General features: G+C 49.1%; 26 protein-coding genes and 1 riboswitch. Of the genes, 22 read left to right on the plus strand and 4 right to left on the minus strand.

Going from position 1 to position 19219, the window contains the following annotated elements; translation table 11 throughout:
* Nucleotides 1-24: 24 nt before the first annotated feature.
* Nucleotides 25-1341 carry a DUF5068 domain-containing protein gene (locus BN1247_RS02280; protein WP_054948933.1) on the minus strand — a complete coding sequence of 439 codons (1317 nt, stop codon included), beginning with the start codon at nt 1339-1341 and terminating at the stop codon, nt 25-27.
* Between the two features lie 399 nt (nt 1342-1740).
* Here BN1247_RS02280 and BN1247_RS02285 point away from each other — a divergent pair, with 399 nt between their 5' ends.
* The 11 genes from BN1247_RS02285 to BN1247_RS02335 all read left to right on the plus strand — a co-directional run bounded on the left by BN1247_RS02285 (nt 1741) and on the right by BN1247_RS02335 (nt 10839).
* A complete protein-coding gene (locus tag BN1247_RS02285) occupies nt 1741-2817 on the plus strand; it encodes a DUF1002 domain-containing protein (protein ID WP_074011034.1) in 1077 nt (358 codons plus the stop codon).
* 264 nt (nt 2818-3081) lie between these two features.
* Nucleotides 3082-3759 (plus strand): tetratricopeptide repeat protein, encoded by a 678-nt coding sequence (locus BN1247_RS02290; protein ID WP_054948934.1) that lies wholly within the window; start codon nt 3082-3084, stop codon nt 3757-3759.
* Nucleotides 3760-3989: 230 nt separating this feature from the next.
* Nucleotides 3990-4277 carry a hypothetical protein gene (locus BN1247_RS02295; protein WP_054948935.1) on the plus strand — a complete coding sequence of 96 codons (288 nt, stop codon included), beginning with the start codon at nt 3990-3992 and terminating at the stop codon, nt 4275-4277.
* Nucleotides 4278-4571: 294 nt separating this feature from the next.
* Complete coding sequence (locus BN1247_RS02300) at nt 4572-4796, plus strand: helix-turn-helix domain-containing protein (RefSeq protein WP_054948936.1); 225 nt, start codon at nt 4572-4574, stop codon at nt 4794-4796.
* Nucleotides 4797-5047: 251 nt separating this feature from the next.
* Nucleotides 5048-5503, plus strand: a complete 456-nt coding sequence (locus BN1247_RS02305) for a MarR family winged helix-turn-helix transcriptional regulator (protein ID WP_054948937.1) — start codon at nt 5048-5050, stop codon at nt 5501-5503.
* Nucleotides 5504-5562: 59 nt separating this feature from the next.
* The gene (gene racE, locus BN1247_RS02310) at nt 5563-6381 is read left to right on the plus strand and encodes a glutamate racemase (protein WP_054948938.1); all 819 of its coding nucleotides are present in this window, start codon (nt 5563-5565) and stop codon (nt 6379-6381) included.
* A gap of 254 nt (nt 6382-6635) precedes the next feature.
* Nucleotides 6636-7748, plus strand: a complete 1113-nt coding sequence (locus tag BN1247_RS02315) for a GerMN domain-containing protein (RefSeq protein WP_054948939.1) — start codon at nt 6636-6638, stop codon at nt 7746-7748.
* 171 nt (nt 7749-7919) lie between these two features.
* Complete coding sequence (gene rph, locus BN1247_RS02320; RefSeq protein ID WP_054948940.1) at nt 7920-8717, plus strand: ribonuclease PH; 798 nt, start codon at nt 7920-7922, stop codon at nt 8715-8717.
* Nucleotides 8662-9291, plus strand: a complete 630-nt coding sequence (locus BN1247_RS02325) for an XTP/dITP diphosphatase (RefSeq protein WP_054948941.1) — start codon at nt 8662-8664, stop codon at nt 9289-9291. Before rph ends, BN1247_RS02325 begins: the two co-directional genes overlap by 56 nt.
* A gap of 100 nt (nt 9292-9391) precedes the next feature.
* Nucleotides 9392-9901 carry a metallophosphoesterase family protein gene (locus BN1247_RS02330; RefSeq protein ID WP_054948942.1) on the plus strand — a complete coding sequence of 170 codons (510 nt, stop codon included), beginning with the start codon at nt 9392-9394 and terminating at the stop codon, nt 9899-9901.
* 125 nt (nt 9902-10026) lie between these two features.
* A riboswitch (TPP riboswitch) is annotated at nt 10027-10140 on the plus strand.
* 117 nt (nt 10141-10257) lie between these two features.
* Nucleotides 10258-10839 (plus strand): ECF transporter S component, encoded by a 582-nt coding sequence (locus BN1247_RS02335; protein WP_054948943.1) that lies wholly within the window; start codon nt 10258-10260, stop codon nt 10837-10839.
* 219 nt (nt 10840-11058) lie between these two features.
* Here the strand turns inward: BN1247_RS02335 and BN1247_RS02340 are convergent, their stop codons facing one another.
* Genes BN1247_RS02340 through BN1247_RS02350 form a run of 3 tightly spaced genes read right to left on the minus strand, consistent with a single transcriptional unit; the run spans nt 11059 to nt 13719 of the window.
* On the minus strand, nt 11059-12168 hold the full coding sequence (locus BN1247_RS02340; protein ID WP_054948944.1) for a tyrosine-type recombinase/integrase: 1110 nt from the start codon (nt 12166-12168) through the stop codon (nt 11059-11061).
* 58 nt (nt 12169-12226) lie between these two features.
* Entirely contained in the window at nt 12227-13342 is a 1116-nt protein-coding gene (locus BN1247_RS02345) for an ImmA/IrrE family metallo-endopeptidase (RefSeq protein ID WP_054948945.1), read from the minus strand.
* A complete protein-coding gene (locus BN1247_RS02350) occupies nt 13339-13719 on the minus strand; it encodes a helix-turn-helix domain-containing protein (protein ID WP_054948946.1) in 381 nt (126 codons plus the stop codon). The genes BN1247_RS02345 and BN1247_RS02350 overlap by 4 nt, the downstream gene beginning before the upstream one ends.
* Nucleotides 13720-13968: 249 nt before the next feature.
* On the opposite strand from BN1247_RS02350, the gene BN1247_RS02355 reads away from it, so the two are divergent.
* From BN1247_RS02355 to BN1247_RS02395, 11 genes are all read left to right on the plus strand, one after another.
* Nucleotides 13969-14181 (plus strand): helix-turn-helix domain-containing protein, encoded by a 213-nt coding sequence (locus BN1247_RS02355; protein ID WP_054948947.1) that lies wholly within the window; start codon nt 13969-13971, stop codon nt 14179-14181.
* A gap of 1 nt (nt 14182) precedes the next feature.
* On the plus strand, nt 14183-14986 hold the full coding sequence (locus BN1247_RS02360; protein WP_054948948.1) for an ORF6N domain-containing protein: 804 nt from the start codon (nt 14183-14185) through the stop codon (nt 14984-14986).
* Nucleotides 14983-15156: a hypothetical protein gene (locus BN1247_RS17890; protein WP_187119693.1), complete on the plus strand. Its 174-nt coding sequence runs from the start codon at nt 14983-14985 to the stop codon at nt 15154-15156. The genes BN1247_RS02360 and BN1247_RS17890 overlap by 4 nt, the downstream gene beginning before the upstream one ends.
* Before the next feature lie 21 nt (nt 15157-15177).
* Nucleotides 15178-15495: a DUF771 domain-containing protein gene (locus tag BN1247_RS02365; RefSeq protein WP_054948949.1), complete on the plus strand. Its 318-nt coding sequence runs from the start codon at nt 15178-15180 to the stop codon at nt 15493-15495.
* 14 nt (nt 15496-15509) lie between these two features.
* On the plus strand, nt 15510-15797 hold the full coding sequence (locus BN1247_RS02370; protein ID WP_054948950.1) for a hypothetical protein: 288 nt from the start codon (nt 15510-15512) through the stop codon (nt 15795-15797).
* Nucleotides 15794-16024 (plus strand): hypothetical protein, encoded by a 231-nt coding sequence (locus BN1247_RS02375; RefSeq protein WP_054948951.1) that lies wholly within the window; start codon nt 15794-15796, stop codon nt 16022-16024. The genes BN1247_RS02370 and BN1247_RS02375 overlap by 4 nt, the downstream gene beginning before the upstream one ends.
* Nucleotides 16024-16161 (plus strand): hypothetical protein, encoded by a 138-nt coding sequence (locus BN1247_RS17560; protein ID WP_157360842.1) that lies wholly within the window; start codon nt 16024-16026, stop codon nt 16159-16161. Before BN1247_RS02375 ends, BN1247_RS17560 begins: the two co-directional genes overlap by 1 nt.
* Nucleotides 16151-16339 (plus strand): hypothetical protein, encoded by a 189-nt coding sequence (locus BN1247_RS02380; protein WP_054948952.1) that lies wholly within the window; start codon nt 16151-16153, stop codon nt 16337-16339. The genes BN1247_RS17560 and BN1247_RS02380 overlap by 11 nt, the downstream gene beginning before the upstream one ends.
* 719 nt (nt 16340-17058) lie before the next feature.
* A complete protein-coding gene (locus BN1247_RS02385; protein ID WP_054948953.1) occupies nt 17059-17976 on the plus strand; it encodes a PD-(D/E)XK nuclease family protein in 918 nt (305 codons plus the stop codon).
* Nucleotides 17948-18685 carry an ATP-binding protein gene (locus tag BN1247_RS02390; RefSeq protein ID WP_231633096.1) on the plus strand — a complete coding sequence of 246 codons (738 nt, stop codon included), beginning with the start codon at nt 17948-17950 and terminating at the stop codon, nt 18683-18685. The genes BN1247_RS02385 and BN1247_RS02390 overlap by 29 nt, the downstream gene beginning before the upstream one ends.
* Nucleotides 18682-19206, plus strand: a complete 525-nt coding sequence (locus BN1247_RS02395; RefSeq protein ID WP_054948954.1) for a DUF669 domain-containing protein — start codon at nt 18682-18684, stop codon at nt 19204-19206. Before BN1247_RS02390 ends, BN1247_RS02395 begins: the two co-directional genes overlap by 4 nt.
* Nucleotides 19207-19219 lie beyond the last annotated feature (13 nt).

Below are 19219 nucleotides of genomic sequence, written 5' to 3' on the forward strand. Positions count from 1 at the left end.
GCTTACATGTATAGCAGAATCACGTTATTTTTTTGGAGTTGGTAGCGTGAACTTAACGGTGTGACCTTTGGATACATCTTTGAAGTTCATATCTCTAATCGGGCCGAATTCAAGTTCAAACTTCTTAATGATGCCAAATTCATCTTTGCGCATTAAAAACACCGCTAGTTTTTCGCCTTTTTCCCCCGGTTTGATTTCATCAGGCTCTCTTGGTTCAAAGCTACCCGAGTGAATCCAACCGCGATTATCGTCAAGAGTGATTTTCGACGGTGAATCTACTGCACTGATCGACTTTTTAGACTGGTTGTCCAAGGTGAACTTTACAGTGATCGCGACAATTCCACTGTCACCAAAGTTTCTGAACTTTCCCTTGGTAGATTCCGTCGGCGTAATTTCTGTATATTGGACACCTTCTAGCGTCACGTTGACACCGCTCAGCTTTTCTGTCTCGTCGATGTCAGTTTTCTCGAAAATCATTTCCTTATCCGCAACGTAATCGGTTACAATCTCGTCTTCATAAAAATCCGGTTGCTCGGCCAACTTCTTTTTTTGGTCGTCGCTGTAGATGAAGTCGAAGGTGGCATCTCCTTTAAATCCTCCCTTCCCTTCATTGTCATCAGCAGCGTTCCCCTTAATTATAAATTTTGGCTGGACAGAAGCTAGCGCTTTATATCGTTCTTCGGTCAATATGAACGTCATAAAGCCTGTTACTTTTTCACCCGCTTCAAACTTAGCTACCTCATTCATCCTACCTGTTTTACCAGCCTTTGATAATAGCCGATCTTCCTCTCTAATAAAAGTTGTCGGATTACCATTAGCCAAATCGAATTGGTCTTTTATTTGGATATTCATCAGTTTATGATAGAACTTCACCTTGCCTGTCTGGTTGTCAGCTGTCACTCGTGCAGTAACAACGTAGCCTTCAGTTGCACCTTTGAAGTAGGATTCAGAGTCTTTATTTACGTCTTTCACATGCACAATTTGATATTCGTCGACCGTTACTTTAAAACCGTTCTGATCGTGCACGTAATCGGGTTCTTTGTTTGTGTAGACGACCGAGACATCTCCCCCCGACTCTTCTTCGATGTACGGATTCAAAATGCCATCCTTACCTGCGGGCGCATCATCTTTGCCCTCCTCTTTTTGCTCGTCGTCACCGTCTTTGTCCTCGTCCTTCGCCTCATCCTCTTCAGGCTTGTCTTCTTTCTTGTCGTCCTTCGCTTGTTCTGCTTTCGGCATTTCCTTCTCACCCGCAGCATCTTTTTTCTCGTCTTTGCCACAGCCCGCGACGAGCAGGGCGATGGCAAGGACGAAGGCCATGAGCACTTTTTGCACTTTCATTTGCTAATTCCCCTCTCTTTGCACAATCCGTCTAAAATCGGATTGGTAAAAATACACTTTTATTATAACACATTATGAAAAATAGGAAACCGTTTTTTTGGAAAAAAATTATTCTTTCCTTTACTACGGTTAGGAAGTAGACGGAATTGATCAATGGTTGACGAAAGGTCAAAGGTCGATGTCTAGGCAGGCGCATTGGGTTGTTTATTAATAGATACAGATAGATACAGATTAGGATACAGATTAGTGGCTGATCGTATCGTTCTGACGGTCAAACGGGAAGAGAAAGCAGGTGGATGTTGCAAGCCTACTGGAACTGAGGGTGACAATGTAGTAGGATAAAATAGCGAAACTTTTTTCGTGCTTCTTACGTCTAGTTGTTAAGGGGGTTTTTCATCAATGAACAACAAGATGACTACCAGATGGAAAAAAATAGGCGTTTGGTGTGCGCTGTTGGCAGTGTGCACGTTCCTTTTGCCGAGCGTCGCTCTAGCAGATGCTGTCGTTGGGGAGACGGTCGTGACATTAGGGGCGAACTTGACGCCGGAGCAGCGACAACAAATTTTGAAGGAGATGGGCGTGTCCGAGAACGAGGTGCAAGTATTAGAAGTAACGAATGCCGAAGAGCACAAGTACTTGGGCAATTATATGAGTAAAGCGATGATCGGCACGCGTGCGATCTCCTCGGCGAAAATTACGCTGACGAAAGGCGGATCCGGCATTAATGTCGACACGAACAACGTCGAGTTAGCGAACTCGATTTACGCTAACGCGTTAGTGACGGCAGGGGTTAAGGACGCCGACGTGTATGTGACGGCACCGGTACTCGTGTCGGGGACGGCTGGGTTAACCGGGATTATTAAAGCATTTGAAGTGGCGATGGACGAAACGATTAGCGAAGAACAGAAACAAGTGGCTAACGAAGAAATGGTTAAAACGGGTGAACTCGGGGAAACGTACGGCGAGGATAAAATTGCGGATCTCATGATGCGGCTTAAAGAAGAAATTGCAAAAAACAAGCCGGAGTCGAAAGAAGAGATGAAGCAGCTCATCATTAATGTCGCCGGTGATATGAACATAAATCTAAACAATGCCGATGTCGATAAAATTAACGATCTGATGATGCGGATTTCTAAGCTGGACATCGATTGGGATCAGTTAAAAAACCAAGTGGACCAGGTGCGCAATAATTTAGGTGACATGATTAATTCGGAGGAAGGGCGCAACTTTTTGCAGAAGGCGCTCGACGCGATTGTCTCGTTTTTTAAAGCGATTATCGATTGGTTTGCCAGCTTATTCGGCGGTGGCAGCGATTCGGCGCTAGCTGCGTCGATCGTGCCACCCGCGCCAGAGATGCGAAGTGCGCAAGTGGCTTTTCCGCTTCCTCTGTTAGGGCAAGGGGCTCTTTCTTTGGAACAAGGAGCTCCAGCTACGGCGTACGGGCTTCTGTCCACGGGTGCGGGCTCTGCTGTATAAATCCCGTCTGACGGCGTTGGCAGTGCACGGAAGATGACAAGGCTGCGGTTCACAAGCGAGCAAAGATATAGATTCGCGTCACCCGGCAACGTCATATCGCTGCGCGCGACGATGTCATTTTGCCCGCGTCGTAAATTGCAGAATGTCGTGCCGCTCGCGACACGCGTACTTTAAGTACTCTAAGTTTTAAGGAGGTATCCTTTTCGGCTCGGCGATAAAGGTGGTACCTCCTTTTTTATTCACGATCGGGAAAGGAGTGGTGGAATGTCGAAGTTTTTCGGTTTTTACTTGTTATTTGTTCTATTCCGTGATCCCCTTGCTGCATTCATTATTATTGTCCTTATCTTTCTCCTCATCGACCAGCGTTATATGCGCTTGTTTCCGCGCTCGCTGAAGCGATTGCAAGGGTGGAAAAAACAGCGGCAGCTTTTGCGCGAGTTAGCGTTAAATCCTTACAATGTAACAGATAAACTCGAAGTCGGTCGCTTGTACGCCACACGTAAACGGTATGCGCAAGGGATTCCCTATTTAGAAGAAGCTCTGGCGCGTATGCCGGAGCACGCGGAAGGATTGTACTACTTAGGGTTAAGTTACTTGTACACGGGACGGGAAGCGGATGGATTAACGAAAGTTGAAGCGGCATTGGCGTTAAACCCACGCGTCCGCTACGGAGAACCGTATGCGAAAGTAGCAGAGTATTTTGCCCGCAAAAACGCTTACGAACGGGCGCTTAAGTTTTTGGAACGCTGTGACGAGGCGGGCTTAGTGAACACGCAGCTAGCCTACCGCAAAGGGCAGCTACTGAAAAAGCTTGGCAGGCGGACCGAAGCGAAAGCCTCCTTTGAACAGGCGGTTCAGTATTACGCGACATCACCCAAATATATAAAGAAAGAAGAGCGGCGCTGGGCACTGCGCGCGCGGTGGGCCAAGCTGCGCATGTAAGGCGACTGCGTTCTCCATAACGGTAACCCCTCCGCAGGTCACATGTTCCAGGGTAGAAGGACGTAAGGGACGGCAAATGTTCTGGATTAGAAGGACGTCAGTGGGGGACAAGCGACCACGCCAGTACGGAGCGAGAGTTCCCCTAAGGTGTTAGTCTGACGTAGCGATTGGTCATACTACGATAATAATAAAACGACTGGGGTTTGTCTGCTTCTGTAAGGAGGGCAGTTGTGTTCGTTCACGGCATTCCTTTTCAATACGTACCAGAACATTATCCGGTGTTGCGAGCCATACCGAAAACGGCCGACGATTCCGAGGCAAGGCGGCGAGACGCGCAACATCTCATTGAACAATTTGGCTTTGAACCCGTACATTTTTTGCACGTCAGTAGTGACTACTCGTTTTTGACCTGTTGCGCGGAATGTTTGTATTTCGGTGACACGCTAATCGTTTTCCACGCGCTTCCGTATCCGAGGCTCCAGCTGAGCCGTCACGAATGGGGGGGTGTGCGCGATTGACTTGCGGGACGCCCATTTCGTTTTAAGTCGCCACTCTGAGGCACGCGCATGGTTTGCTGCGCAGTTGCCGCAAGTGCCTTTTTTGTCAATCACTCGTGAGGACTTCATCGTGAACAGGTCGCTGTAGGGGCCCCGTGGGATTAATTCGTTTACTCGGGGTCATAACCGCCTTAACGAAGGAACAGGCCTAAATGTTGTACATACTGCACCAAGGGTTCGCGCTTCTCATACAATAATTTGACTGTATCCCTTGACCTTGTGACTGAGAGACTTAGCAAGGAGGGGTGGCGCGCTTTGAAGCGAAAGGAACAAAATGGGAAGCCTTTGCTGACGAACCGGGAGCGGGAAGTATTTGAGCTACTCGTGCAAGACAAGACGACAAAAGAAATCGCACAACAATTATTTATTAGCGAAAAGACAGTCCGAAACCACATCTCCAACGTCATGCAAAAATTAACCGTCAAAGGTCGGTCACAGGCTGTTGTTGAATTAGTTCGACTTGGGGAGTTGCAAATATAGCGCCCTTGCGAACCGGGAGACCCCTAGTTATTTGGGGTTTCTTTTTGTGTAGAAAACGGGACACCTGCGTGGCACACGAGGATGCGCATAGATTTAAGAGGGCTTTGCATGGCGTTGAACTTGTAGGGAACACATAAATGCGGTACGCTTAATCATATGTAACAACCACACGTTGATCACACTCACACCCGGGGTGTCTCCAGAGGCGAATTAACACCTGTCGGGTTCGGTAGAGGAGGGTAACCGATATTATGGAAGTAAAAGGAACGTATTCACCCGAACAAGTTGCGCAAGTTGAACGCGTGTTGCGTACGGTTTCGACGATGGTCAAACAACGGGGGCGGGATATATTAAACGGTTTTCCCCTTACTCCGCCGCAGTTTTCCGCTCTGTTGATTCTCGGTGACGAGGGGCCGATGACGACCGGCGAGCTCAGTAAAAAAATGTACCTCGCTTGCAGTACGACGACTGATCTGCTCGATCGAATGGAACGAAATGGCTTAGTAGAGCGTGTACGCTCAAGCAAAGACCGCCGCGTCGTGAAGGTACATATTTTAGAAAAAGGAAAAGCGATCATTCTCGACGTGCTTGCTGCGCGCCGCGCGTACTTGCAAACGATACTGGAAAAGATGAGCGCGAGAGAGGTTGAGCAATTGGACCAATCGTTGCGCCTACTCGCGCGGCACATGGACGGTAAGCCTTCATAAACGGCTGTCATAAACGGCTGTCATGTCATAAATGGTCACAGAAAAGGGGCGCATTCCGCTTGACAACAAAGAAAGAAACAATTGGCATCTTAGATTCGGGTGTGGGTGGCTTGACAGTTGCGCGCGAAGTGATGCGGCAGCTACCGCGCGAACGCATTGTCTATTTTGGGGATACAGTCAATTGCCCGTACGGACCGCGCAGCGCGGATGAAGTGCGTCAATTTACGTTTGATATCGTCCGCTTTTTACAGACATTTTCGTTAAAGGCGCTCGTCATCGCCTGCAATACAGCGACTGCAGTCGCCCTGGAAGAAGCCAAACGGTGGCTGACCGTTCCAGTGTTCGGGGTGATCCACCCAGGGGCGCGCGCGGCGATCAAGGCGACCAACAGTGGGCGCATCGGGGTAATTGGGACGGAAGGAACGATAAAAAGTGGCGCGTACGCGCGTGCGTTAACACAAATTAATGCCGATCTGCACGTCGTTAGCCACGCTTGTCCGACGCTCGTACCGCTCGTGGAGAGTGGTCAGGCTGAGGCTCCGGAGACGTTGCCGTACGTAGAAGCTGCGCTCAAACCGCTGAAGGGGATAGCACTCGATACGCTCATTCTCGGCTGTACGCACTATCCGCTATTACATAAACATATTTCACACGTGATGGGGAACGGCGTTCAACTCATTAGTTCGGCGGAGGAAGTTGCGCGTGAATTAAGTGCCGTGCTGCACCATCAGGAGCTGCTCGCACCGCCCTTGAGCGCGCACAACGGGGAGCACCAGTTTTTTACGAGCGGCGCACCGCAGTTATTTCGGAAAATTGCAAAAAAGGCATTAGGGCTCGACATTTCCGTGCAAAGTGTTCAACTGAAACAAGCGCAATAAGTTAGGTGCCGTTGCCGTAATCATAAATCATATGTTATTGCCGTAGCATCTATACGTGTATATGTGTGTATGTGTACACGTGTATATGTGTGTATGTGACATTGAAAGACGTCGGATGTTTTTCCGACGTTTTTTCGTTTCGTTTTACGTCGAAACGTTAACGTTTCAGAAGCACAAATCTAGTGCAAATGGAACGTATAAATCCTGTCCGGGCTCGTATACATATAATAAAACGTGCCCAGGGAGGAAACGCCATGCGCGGTCATTTTTCGTATAAAGTGCTCATTCTCGCCCTCATTCCGTTGTTGCTGGCCGGTTGTCTCTTCGGACCGGCTGCTCCGAAACAGGAGATCGACCCGCCGCAAGATAAGGCTACGACCAGCCAAAAAACGGATGGGAAGGCAGGTGATTCGTCGCCTCTAACAGATGGTGCGGCGAACGGGGGGAAAAATAGTACAGACGGGAAAAGCGACGAGGAAAAAACAGCGAGCAGTCGTCAAGCGGAAGTCGAATTGTACTTTAAGAGCGCCGAAGGGTATGTCGTCCCTTACTCGATAACCATTCCCGCGGAAGAGGGGATTGCCAAGGCCGCGCTAAGTCAAATGGTAGCAGGTAGCGAATTGGAAAAGAGCGGTCAGTTGCCGAAAGGGTTTTCGGCCTTATTGCCCAAAGGGACGACGATTAGCTTAGATATAAATAAGAAAAATAAAGTGGCTAACGTCGACTTATCAAAGGAGTTTTTGAACTATAAGGAGGAGGAAGAGGAACAGCTGTTAGGGGCGTTAACGTGGGCGCTGACAGCGTGGAACAGCGTCGAGCAGGTCAATGTATGGGTGAACGGCAAACAGCTTGACGCAATGCCGAAAGGAAAGACGCCGGCAAAGGGGCTGACCCGGCAAAACACTGCCCTTAACGTCGAGTTAGGCGACGGGGTGCAAATATCGAACAGCATGCCGGTGACGTTGTACTTTTTAGGGCAGTCGGGCGAGCACGTGTATTTCGTCCCGATTACGCGGATGGTGCCACGCGATGGGAATATCGCGCAAGTCGCCTTAGAGCAACTAATCGCCGGTCCAAACTTAGCGTCGCATTTAAGCACCGACTTGCTCGACAACTTAGTCGTGAACGACGTCACTGTGAAGGAGCGGCTCGTGCAGGCTGACTTCGGTGAACAGTTATTAGAATACGGCAAGGAAGACAAAGTGTCCGAGCGAGCGATTCAAGCAATCGTCTTGTCGCTGACAGAAAATACTGGAGCCGAACAAGTAAAACTATCTGTAAACGGAAAAACAAACGTCAATACACAGCAAGTTTCGCTCGCCAAACCCGTGCTGCGCCCGAAAAAAGTGAACCCGTACGGCTTATAACTACTAGAAACGTCGCCGTGCGCCAGCCATCCCAATTTGCGTGGGGTGGCTTTTCGTTCACAGGGCTGTCGTTTTCAGTTTTTGCAAGTAGTTAGTGAGCGCCTGAGTTGCTAAAAGACGTATGACAAGGTTATGCTATATAAGTGAAATAGCAGATGGAGGGGACAGCTTTTGCGAAGTGACGGGCGAGCAGCCGATCAGTTGAGAACGGTAAAAATGACGACTAATTTTAATATGCATGCGGAAGGGTCTGTATTGATCGAGGTCGGTGGGACGAAAGTGATTTGTACGGCGTCGATCGAAGAGCGCGTGCCGCCGTTTATGCGCGGCGAAGGACGTGGTTGGGTGACCGCTGAATATTCGATGTTACCGCGTGCGACTCAGACGCGTAACATCCGCGAAGCGGCGAAAGGTAAGCTAAGCGGTCGCACGATGGAGATTCAGCGGCTCATCGGGCGCTCCTTGCGCTCAGTCGTCGACTTGACGGCGCTCGGTGAACGGACGGTGTGGCTCGACTGCGATGTGATTCAAGCCGATGGTGGGACGCGCACGGCGTCGATTAGTGGCGCCTTTGTCGCTATGGTTGCCGCGCTTGTGAAATTGGAGAAGAAAAAACCGTTTGCGACATTTCCAGTTCGCGACTACTTAGCCGCGACGAGCGTGGGGATCGTCGCGGACGAACCAGTGTTGGACTTAAGTTATACCGAAGACTCGACCGCGCGCGTCGATATGAACGTCGTGATGACTGGAGCAGGAAAATTTGTAGAAATTCAAGGTACGGGAGAAGAAGCGCCGTTTAGTTCTGAGGAGCTCCTCGCGTTAATCGACTTAGCACAAAAAGGTGTGTCCGAAATGGTCGCCCTCCAAAAAGATGTACTCGAAGATGCAGCGAACAGAATTGGAGTGAAGGCCAATGGGCCAGCAGAAACAAAAGTGGGTATGGCCAAGAGTCGTTCTCGCCAGTCATAATACACATAAAATAGCCGAGCTCCGAGCGCTCTTTCGGCACGAATACGGGATCGAAGTCGTCGGGTTAGACGAAGTGAGCGATTTGCCCGAGATCGAGGAAGACGGCGACACGTTCGAGGCAAACGCCGTAAAAAAAGCGCGCGTCGCAGCGGATATGCTAAAACTGCCGGTCGTCGCCGACGATTCGGGATTAGTTGTCGACGCGTTAGACGGGGCGCCAGGCGTTTATTCCGCGCGCTACGCGGGCGCCCACGGCGACGATGCGGCGAACAACGACAAGTTGTTGCGGGAACTGGCGGGCGTTCCGGTAGAAAAGAGGAGTGCCAGATTCGTCTCGGTGCTCGCGCTCGTCATTCCGGAGCGCCCGCTCATCGTCGTCCGCGGCGAATGTCCGGGGCGGATCGCGTATGCGCCGCGCGGCACGCACGGGTTCGGTTACGATCCGCTGTTTGAACTCGAAGGTCAGTCGACGACGATGGCGGAGTTAACTTTAGAAGAAAAAGGAAAGATCAGTCATCGCGCCAGAGCGTTGGCCGCGCTCGTGCAGCGACTGCGCGAGGAATACGTGTTTTAGCAGCGTATACGTTCTTTAAACAGCGTATGACAAAAACGGTCGACGGAAAGGTCGCCGTTTCAATCGTGTGAAGTCTCAAAGTAAGGTGGGGTCCCCCTTTATGCGACTACTCATCATAAGTGACACGCACGGCGACGAACAGACGTTTAAGCGCGTCGTCCTGCGGGAAGATCCAGATCAAATCATTCACTGCGGGGATTTTTGTATTGCAGTTGAGCGCTTGCCGCAGCCGGAAATATTGACGGTCGTGCGCGGGAACTGCGACAGGCCCGGCGTGCCCGACGAAGCGCTGTGGGAAGGTGCGGGGCTACGGTTTTTAGTGGCACACGGCCACCAGTACGGCATTAAGTCATCACTCGTTCAGTTATCGTATCGCGCGGAAGAAGTGGCCGCCAACGTCGTTTGCTTCGGGCACTCGCATCTTCCGCAGTGTGTGGCACGCGGTGGCGCGCTATTTATAAACCCTGGTAGCTTAGTCGCGCCACGCGGTTTCCCCGAGCCGACGTACGCCGTCTTGGAGGCGGAAAGCGGTAAGGTAAAGGTAGCCTATTTTACCCCGGAAGGGGAGCGCGTAAACGAGTTAGGCGGTACATTCCGTTTGAAGAAGTAAGCCATAGGAATAGTATTCATTTGCAGTTTACAACTGCACGCTGACGCGCTATAATTAATGCGGCTATAGCAGAGCATTAATGCGGCTATAGCAGAGCATTAATGTGACAATTACAGAGCGTACTACTGTGTTGCTAGGGGTGCCGGAAAAATCGGCTGAGAAACGCGACGTTCGTTCGCGTTAACCCTCTGAACTCGATTCTGGATAATACCAGCGGGAGGAAGTAACGGTTCGCAAGGAATGTGGATCACTCTGTGGAATTCCACCGACTCACATTGCTTATTAGTAACAAAACGCCGTTTCGGACTATCCGGGCCGGCGTTTTTTATATAACAAATTGAGGAGAGGTTGTATAAGTGAGTAAAGCAATTACGGTGAAAGAAGCGATTTTAACGGTTGTTATCTCGATATTAGGCGGTATTTTGTATATGGCGTGGATTCCGGTTTACGAATGGGTCAGCGGTTTCGTACCTTTCTTAGGGAAGGCGATTTCGCCGATGTGGTATATCGCCGGCATTATCGCCGCCTACATCATTCGCAAACCGGGCGTCGCTTTTGTGGCTGAATTTGCGGCTGCATCATTAGAAATGATCGCCGGCGGGCAGTACGGATTGTCCACTGCGATGAGCGGAATCATGCAAGGCCTCGGGGCCGAAGTCGTCTTTTTAGCGTTTGGGTACAAAAAGTGGACGTTACCGGTGCTCATGTTGGCCTCTGTCGGTTCGAATATCGGTGGCTACATTGTCAATTACATGTTTTGGGGGTACGCACAAAAGACGATTTTCATCCAAGTGACTAACTTTGCGTCAAGTACGATTGGCTCACTGTTCGTCTGCGGGCTACTCGGCAAATGGCTAAGTGACGCACTGGCCAAGGCGGGCGTGTTGAACAGTTACGCGATCGTCCGAGCCACTGGGCGAGCGAAGTGGGAGAAGTAACAGCTCATCCTCGCGCAGAGGGGCACGCGATTTAAGGAGCTACGCGAAATGTAAAACGCCCGAAATCGTTAAGTTTACTACGATTTCGGGCGTTTTTAGAACGTCTTATCACGACTAAAGCATATCGGTTGGCGTCCCAGGAGGACGCTATTAAACCCATTAAACCATTGATATATCAACGGTTTTTGTGTACGATGTGTAAAAAATGTGTAAAATAATTCAATGTGTAAATCCCGCTGTCATCGCCTCGAAGGTAGCCGCCGCGCTCATCTCATCCTCGGTTCTGAGCTCCTTCACAACATGGGCATATGTGTCTAGCGTGGTCTGGATATCTTTATGTCCGAGACGTTCTGAGACGTAGTAAATCGATAAGCGTTTATACAACAATATGCTGGCATGTGTGTGGCGCAAGCCGTGCAGTGAGATCGGTTCGATGTTCATTTTTTCGAGCAAACCTTTGAGAACTTTGTTTGCAGCTGTGTTTGATATCACTTGATACTTAGAACGAGGGCTAAAAAACACTAGGCCGTGAATGTTCGCCGGCCCGCTTTCGATCAAATTCTTAAAGACATCCATAGTGTGCCGATCCATGCGGATTACACGGTTTGACTGCTCGTTTTTAGTCTTGCAAAAACCGGACGGCATTCGACGAGTATAACCCCACGCCTTATTTACAGTGATCGTGTTGGCCCGATAATCGAAATCCTTTTTCGTTAGCCCGACCATCTCACCGAAGCGCATACCGGAAGTTAGACCCAGTAATAGCAGGTAGTACGTAAGCCCGCTGTCTAGGCGCTTGTATAGCTCGGCAAGCAACCTTTTTGATTCGAAGTAGCTGAGGTGTTTTTCTTCCGGCTTCTTGGCGGCCAAATTTCCCGTAAGTGTCGCGTTTCGCGTGAAGTCTATAGCTATGATACCCTCATCAATCGCGTCCTTTACACACGCCCGTATGTGCGTGTTGAGCTTCCGTGTTGTAGCCTTAGCGTGAGTTTTGGCATATTCGTTTAAAAAAGATTGATACGACCGTTTTGTGATGCTCTGAATCGGCACACCAGCAAAATGTTCGCGGACTGTTTCCAACGTCGTGTAATAACGCTCCAACGTGTTTTTAGCGATATCTGTTTTGTACGTCCGTATCCATCCCTCAAAATACTCATCGAAAGGCTCCTTACGCAGGTGTGGCACAACGCCTTTTTGCAACTTCGCTTCGACTTCGGCAGCCGCAACTTGCGCTTCCTTTTTCGTGCGAAAGCCGCCCTTACGGATCGGTTTCGGCTTCGCGCTCACAGTGTACTGCCAAGTCTTACCGCGCTTTTGAAAACTCGCCATGTTTATTCCTCCTAAAGGGAGGGGCGATTTTAAACGCCCCCCTCACAATTAATCGGTTTCAAAAAGGCAGATCGTCGTCGCCGATATTTACAACATTAGATGGTGTGAACGGGTCATCAACAGTAGCGGCGGCTTCATTAGAGCTTGTAGATTGCCTCTCCTCTTGCCAATCCATTAGAAGTTCAGACAGGTAAAAAGTTGATACAGAACCACATTGAGTGCAGTATCGAGCGTCACCGTCTAAAAACTCTTTGCAGGCGCTATCATCTTTCTCTAATTTATGAGGAACAATATCGCTGTTCGGGTAGAGAACGCCGGTACATCTGTTGACCAAATATGACCCACATATCTGGCAATAATCACCGACTACCACTTCATTGTCACATTTAGGACACCTTACGGCCCTGTGAAGCTCGTCCAAATCAATTTTAGAATAGATCATTTCCGGTTCATCCCCCATTGAACTTATTAGACTGTCGTTTCCACAGACTGGGCAGTACTTTGCTGTTTTGTTTATACAGACGTGATTACATTCGGGACACCACCGTCTGCAAACTACATTTTGGATAAAGTCACTGAAACGTTTAGAGAAAAAATACGAATATCTTATTGCTTTTATGGAATCCCAACTAAGGAATTCAAGCCTAACTACCGCTGCTTTATATGAAATCCTAAAATAACGCATTAGGGCGTTTATTATAAAAAACGGTCTATTTGCTTTAATCCTGTTCACGACTGCAGCAGGCGCGAGAGAATTCCTTGCGAATGCATGGGCTTCCCGCTCTAATACTTCGTACTTTTCCTCAGTAAGTTCGCTACGTCTAAGGATGGTTTCTTCGAAATCGGTAAGGTGGCCTAACTTGATATGCCCGATCTCGTGCATTAAAGTGAATCTAATTCGTTCTGGGCTTGTGATCGTATCGTTATAAGCGATCGTATAATTTTCCCCATCCCAAATAGTGTAGCCATCTTCACTTTGGAAACCATTTATGACCTCATCAACAGTTATTCCGTTTTCGTTGGCCAGCTTAGAATATGTTACCAAACCCCACTTATTCTTTTTGATTAACGCAAAAGGGTCTAGCGGAAGTTCAGTAATCTCTTCTTGGACGAAAAAGCTATACACAGTTTGCATGATCTTGCCGTACCTTGTACGCTTAGGAAACTTTTTCAATCATCTAACGCCTCTTTCCCACGCTTACGCATGGATCTGACTAGCTTTGTTAGAACCTCCTGCGAATCAGCATCAAGATCTTGGATTTCCCTCGCAAGAGCTCGAACACCTTCATCTAGATCCGCAAAGTTGTTTTGCTTGCTTCCGTCTTGCTTGTCGCCTTCTTTATTAGGGTTATCGGATAGACCTAGAAGGTAGTCAGTTGTTACATCGAATATTTCGGCTAACTTACTAGCCATTTCAGCACTTAGGTTTCTTTGCCCTCGCTCAATACTGTAATAGTACTGGGCAGAAATGCCGAGCTTTGCAGCGATTTCTGTTCCACTAATATCTTTCTTCCGTCGAATCGCGCGTATGCGATAAGATTGTTTGCACATTTGTTTCCCCCTCCTTTGGGGTATGTTCTTACTGCTATTTTATCATCTATTAGTTTAAGGTTCAATTTCTGAATAGGCTGCTTACTAAGCAAAACGGAGCATATTTGACCAAATAGGAGATTTAGGTACCCCATACGTTTAATTTGCTAGTTAATCATCCTATTTGATTAATAATGAGGCTTGAATAACTAAACTATATGGTTAATAATTAACCTAACAGATCAATCATTAATCAAAGGGGTGAAAAAAGTGAACTTCTCCGAGGTGGTGAAGCAAGCGCTAAAGGTTAAAGACCTAACACCGTCTCAGTTAGCCCGTTTAACTGGTTATTCTCCCCAGTACATCCACAGCTTATTAAAGGGGGATAAGCGTTGGAATGAAACGACACTGAACAAAACCTTTAAAGTGCTCGATCTTGAGATAAAGGTTAAACAAAAAGAGCAAAAACAGGAGGCGATCTAACATGAATAAACTTACCCCGATCGATCACCAAGACCAACGAGTTTTAACGACAGCTCAGCTTGCTGAGGCGTACGGTACCGACAGCAAGAACGTCAACGATAACTTCTACAGTAACAAAAAGAGGTACGCCCAAGGCAAACATTATTTTGAGTTAAGAGGCGAGGAGCTCAAGGCTTTTAAGGCTTCCACGGAAATTTCGGGAAACCTTAAATTCGCCCCAGTGCTCTACCTTTGGACGGAAAAGGGCGCCTGGATGCATGCCAAGTCGCTCAACACCGATCAGGCGTGGGACGCTTACGAAATGTTGGTTGATGATTACTATCGCGTGAAGCAACCCAGCTTGGACACATCAGCATTATCGCCGGAGCTGCAAATGTTCAATCAGATCTTTAACGCCGTCGCCCGGATCGAGCTAGGACACACCGAGATGCAAAAGAAACTGGCCGGCGTGGAGAAGCGCCAGGAACAGATTACCGAAGTGCTCAGTCTTAATCCGACCGAGTGGCGGAAAAAGACGAACTCGCTCCTAAGCAAAATCGCACAGGCTCGCGGGGGGTTCGATGCTTACCGCGAGGTGCGCAAGGAAAGCTACCAAAAGCTGGAAGAGCGTGCGCGATGCGACTTGTCCCGCCGTCTAACCAACAAACGACGAAAGATGCTAGAGGAAGGCGTTGCGAAGTCCAGAGTGGACAAAACAAACCGGATGGACGTGATCGCGGACGACGCGAGGCTTACAGAAGTCTACCTCGCGATTGTGAAGGAAATGGCGATTCAATACCGTGTCGAAAGCGAGGTGACGGTATGAGCAATAAGAGGATCATTATTTACACAAAAAAAGATGGCATCAATCGGCTTTTACCCATCGATGCCTGTGGCGATTTAATCTCACTAACTCAATTTGTCGAGCGCCATTATCCAGACGACACAGATTTTGTTTACGTGTTAGTGGATGGGGTTGAAATCAAGCTGTTCTAAGAGAGGTGAGGAGGCATGACCATGCAACAGTTGGACGTCAGATTGTCAATCCCGATCCCTAAAGACAGTGTACTTATCTCAAAAGTTGAACTCAAACAGCTAAAGCAAAATGAGCTCGCAGGCGTGTACTGGACGATGGGTGACCTCGAGCGTCGCACGAAGCGCAAGAGTGAGTGGTTGAAAGAGCGGATCCTCTATCAGTCCCGCTTCCGGCAGAAGCTCGATACTGCAAACGGAGGGTTTGTGTACTACCCGAAGACGCGGGGTGAAACCTGGGCTTTCCAGGCATCGAAGATGGCGGAGTTTCTCGACAAGTACTTTCATCAAATTTTCGACTGAGAGGAGTTTTGAAGATGAACAAAGTTGCATCTGGCGTAACAGTAGCGGTATACCACGGGATCCTGTACCGCATCAACCGGATACAGTCCGACCTGACAATGTTTGATCGCGGGGAGATATTGCCGATGGATTTTAGCTCCTTTGACGCTGACCTGCGAGCGATCCGTGAGGCGCAAGAGTTCCACAAAGCACACGTTAAAGAGTTCATGACCAACAAAATATTGGCGGAGAAGATCACACGTATTGCGAAGCTCGTCGACGAGTATCGCGAAAAATACGGTGTAGGAGTGAGCCAGAGATGAGAACACCACGTAAAGGCGAAGTTGTAAAGTTCGTCGCATCAACCGGAAAAGCGCAAACGGCAAAGCTCCTTTCGCTGCAGGCTCATAACTTTCGTCTGTGTGCTGTACTCGAGGTGCAGAACGGTCCGTTCAAAGGTTTTGTCGGGTTCATTCCTGCGGAGGAGATCAAGTTAGTCAAAGGTCAGTTTGTCGTATTCCCCAATCGTTGTAAGGAGGTTGCGCACTAATGGATTGGGTATGGATCGTGATAGCCGGTGCAGTTGGTTTTTACGCGGGATTCGGGTTTGCAGCTCTGTTCAAAGTATCAGGCGACGCCGATCGGCGGGCACGAAAAATACACGGAGGCGATCGTGATGAAGGCTGAAAGACAACTTTGCATCATATGTGCGATGCCGATTGTCGCAACGCGTAAAGCCGCATACTGCCCGCGTTGCGGGGCGGAAGCGGAACGGTCAGAGAGACTGACATGGAAAGACTGGATCGCTGCGACGCTCATCATGGCGGTTCTCGTACTTGTCGCTGGGATTGATAGCCTTTGGTAGGCATAAAAAAAGCCGCTTAAAGCGGCCAGAATCGACAGAACAAGCGTACCACAATACGCGGTACGCGCGCAAGGTTTGACCCTTGCGTCACGACTTCGGTCGCGCGTTCAACCCTTCTAGCGCGTACATCGAACGGGGTCGTGCCGGAACGGTCAAACTGTTCCAAAGATAAGGCGGTGGCGGAAAGGGAGGTGATTAGGTGGAATTGTACTGTTACTTTTGCGGGTGGTCAGGAAGCGAAGCAAGTAAAATGGGGTGCTGTGTATGTGAAGATATTGGAATTGCTCCGCCGGAGCATGAAGACGAGTGTACAAAGAACGCACCTTGTCCTCGATGCCCAAGCTGTGGGCTCGCCGGTCTAAGAATGGAGCCGCCAACACCCGACGTTCGCTTAAGTATCTACGTAGGTCGTTTAAAACTTCGAGCGAGCGCGTTAAAACTTGAGGACCGCATCTTGGAAGCTAACCAGGTCGAACGGATCGTAATCGAGCTGACCGAGCTCACAAATAAATTTTGAAAGGAGGTGAAAGAGATGACCAAATGATATTGATCACGAGTTGATTGAATGTCCGATTTGCGGTGACAATACGCCGTTAAAGATCGCTGAAAAGGTGCGAATCAAAAAATGACCCACGTTGCAGCGCAGGTCATTCACTCACTAACTAACCAACTTACGGTTATTGTAGCACACGCAATACCCGTAAACAAGGAGGATCAACGTGGAAATACTAACGCACACGCGTTTGCAGACGCGGAAAAACTGCCCGAAAGCTGACTACTGGCGCAACATACGCGGACTATCCCCACTAAAGCGTAAGCAGTCGCTGAGCATTGGCGGAGCCTTCCACAAGGGCATGGAGACGCGATCCGTGCAGCAGGCAATTGACTATCTGATGCGTACTTCTTTCGCTAGTAGTCCAGAGGAAGTTACCGAGGTTGAAACAGCGAAAGTGATTGTGGAGGCAATGGTCAGCGGAGCGCTCGAGCAGTGGAAAATACTTGGAGATGGACGCGCAGAAATCAAATTCGAAATTCCGATCATCAATCCGCGCACCGGTCATTCCTCTCGTAAGTTTCGCCTTGCTGGCAAATCTGATGAGCTCGTTCAGCTCGAGGACGGATCCTGGTGGGTGATCGAATACAAGACGGCCGGACAGATCGGTCAGGCCTACGTCGATCGCCTGGATCTCGACAGTCAAATTACCACTTACATTTACGGTCTGCAGCGCGAGTTTGACATAACGATTGACGGCGTGTTTTACCGCGTCGCAAGAAAACCGTCGATCCGGCAGACGAAGAAAGAGACGCTCGAGCAGTATCGCCAGCGCCTAATCGCCGACTATCAGAACCGGCCGGAGTTTTACTTTCACGAGTTTCAGTTGTATCGGTCACAGGAAGACTTACAGGCGTTTGAGGACGAGTTATGGGGCTTCACACAGGAGTACCTTTTCGCGAAGCGTTCGGGGATCCACTACAAGAATACGAGCCGTTGTACGGAGTTTGGCGGCTGCCCGTACATGCCCCTATGTCGGGGCGTCGAAGGCGCGGAAAACCTGTTCAGATATGAGGTTCAAAACCCAGAGTTACTCGAGGAAGGAGAGCATGTAAGTGGCAGAAAAACAGCAGCAAACAGCTGAAAAAGTAAAAGGATCATCATTCTTGCCCACAGCACCGACACCCCGTAAGACACGGTTAGAGGACCAAAACGTTTTGTTGTATGGTCCGCCGAAGATCGGTAAGTCATCTTTTGCAGCGCAACTTAATATGCCAATATTTGCAGCTACAGAGGACGGGTTGCACGATCTTGAAGTGTTTCAAAAGCCAATCAGTGACTGGCAAACATTTTTGACGTTTTGCGCTGAGCTCGTGAAGGGGGAACATCCCTTCAAGAACATTGTTATTGACACGATCGACAACCTGTTTAAGTACTGCTCGCAATACATGCGGGCAAGGCTCGGAATCATTCATGAATCGGACATGGAGTGGGGGAAAGGTTGGGCCATTGTTAGAGACGAGTTTATGCGCGTTATAAGCAAACTCGCATCGCTTCCGTACGGCTTGTTCATGATCAGTCACGCGGAGCTTAAAGAGATTAAAACGCGCACTGAGAAGTACGACAAGTGGATGCCCACGATGCCTAAACAGGCGTTTGAAGTCATTTATCCGTTTTGTGACATCATCCTATTTGCAGATATGGAAGACACCGGCGAGGGCGAAGAACGAATTATCCGCTTGCGCGCCGGCAAGTATTGGGAAGCCGGTTGCCGAGCAAAGAACATGCCGGAACAATTGCCGCTGGACTTCAACACATTTAAGAAAACCTACGAGGGGGCTGTTAAGCAATGACAAATTGGGAATCTCTTTTACAGCAGTTCGACCAGCAGTTCGCAAGTATCGACGTCGATCCGTCGGGCAACGTCCGACTGCCAGAGGGCGAGTATCAGGTGGTTGTCGACTCTACATTGATTGATCAGACCAAAAAGGAAGGGCGTCCGATTTGGAAGATCACTTTCAAAGTTATTTCCGGCGACCACCAGGGGCGCTTAATATTTCACAACAACTTGCTGGATGATCCGGATCGGCTGCAGTACATCAAACAAGATTGTTACAAGCTTGGTTTGATGATTGGGAAGCTTTCTGAGCTCCCTTCTAAGCTAAAGGAACTTTTGGATGTGAAAGTTGCGGTCGTTTTAAAGAATAACGGGGAATTCCAAAACTGTTACATCCAAAAACGATTGGACGCACCAGCCGGAACGCAACAGCAACGACAAACAGCACAGCGCAGCAGCCGGCCACAGCCACCATCAGTTAACGACATTTACGGAGATGTGCCGCCGCCAAACGACAACTTTGAGCCGCCATTTTAGGAGGGTGAGCATC

Origin of the sequence: Numidum massiliense, from assembly GCF_001375555.1 — a bacterium.
Classification (GTDB): domain Bacteria; phylum Bacillota; class Bacilli; order Thermoactinomycetales; family Novibacillaceae; genus Numidum; species Numidum massiliense.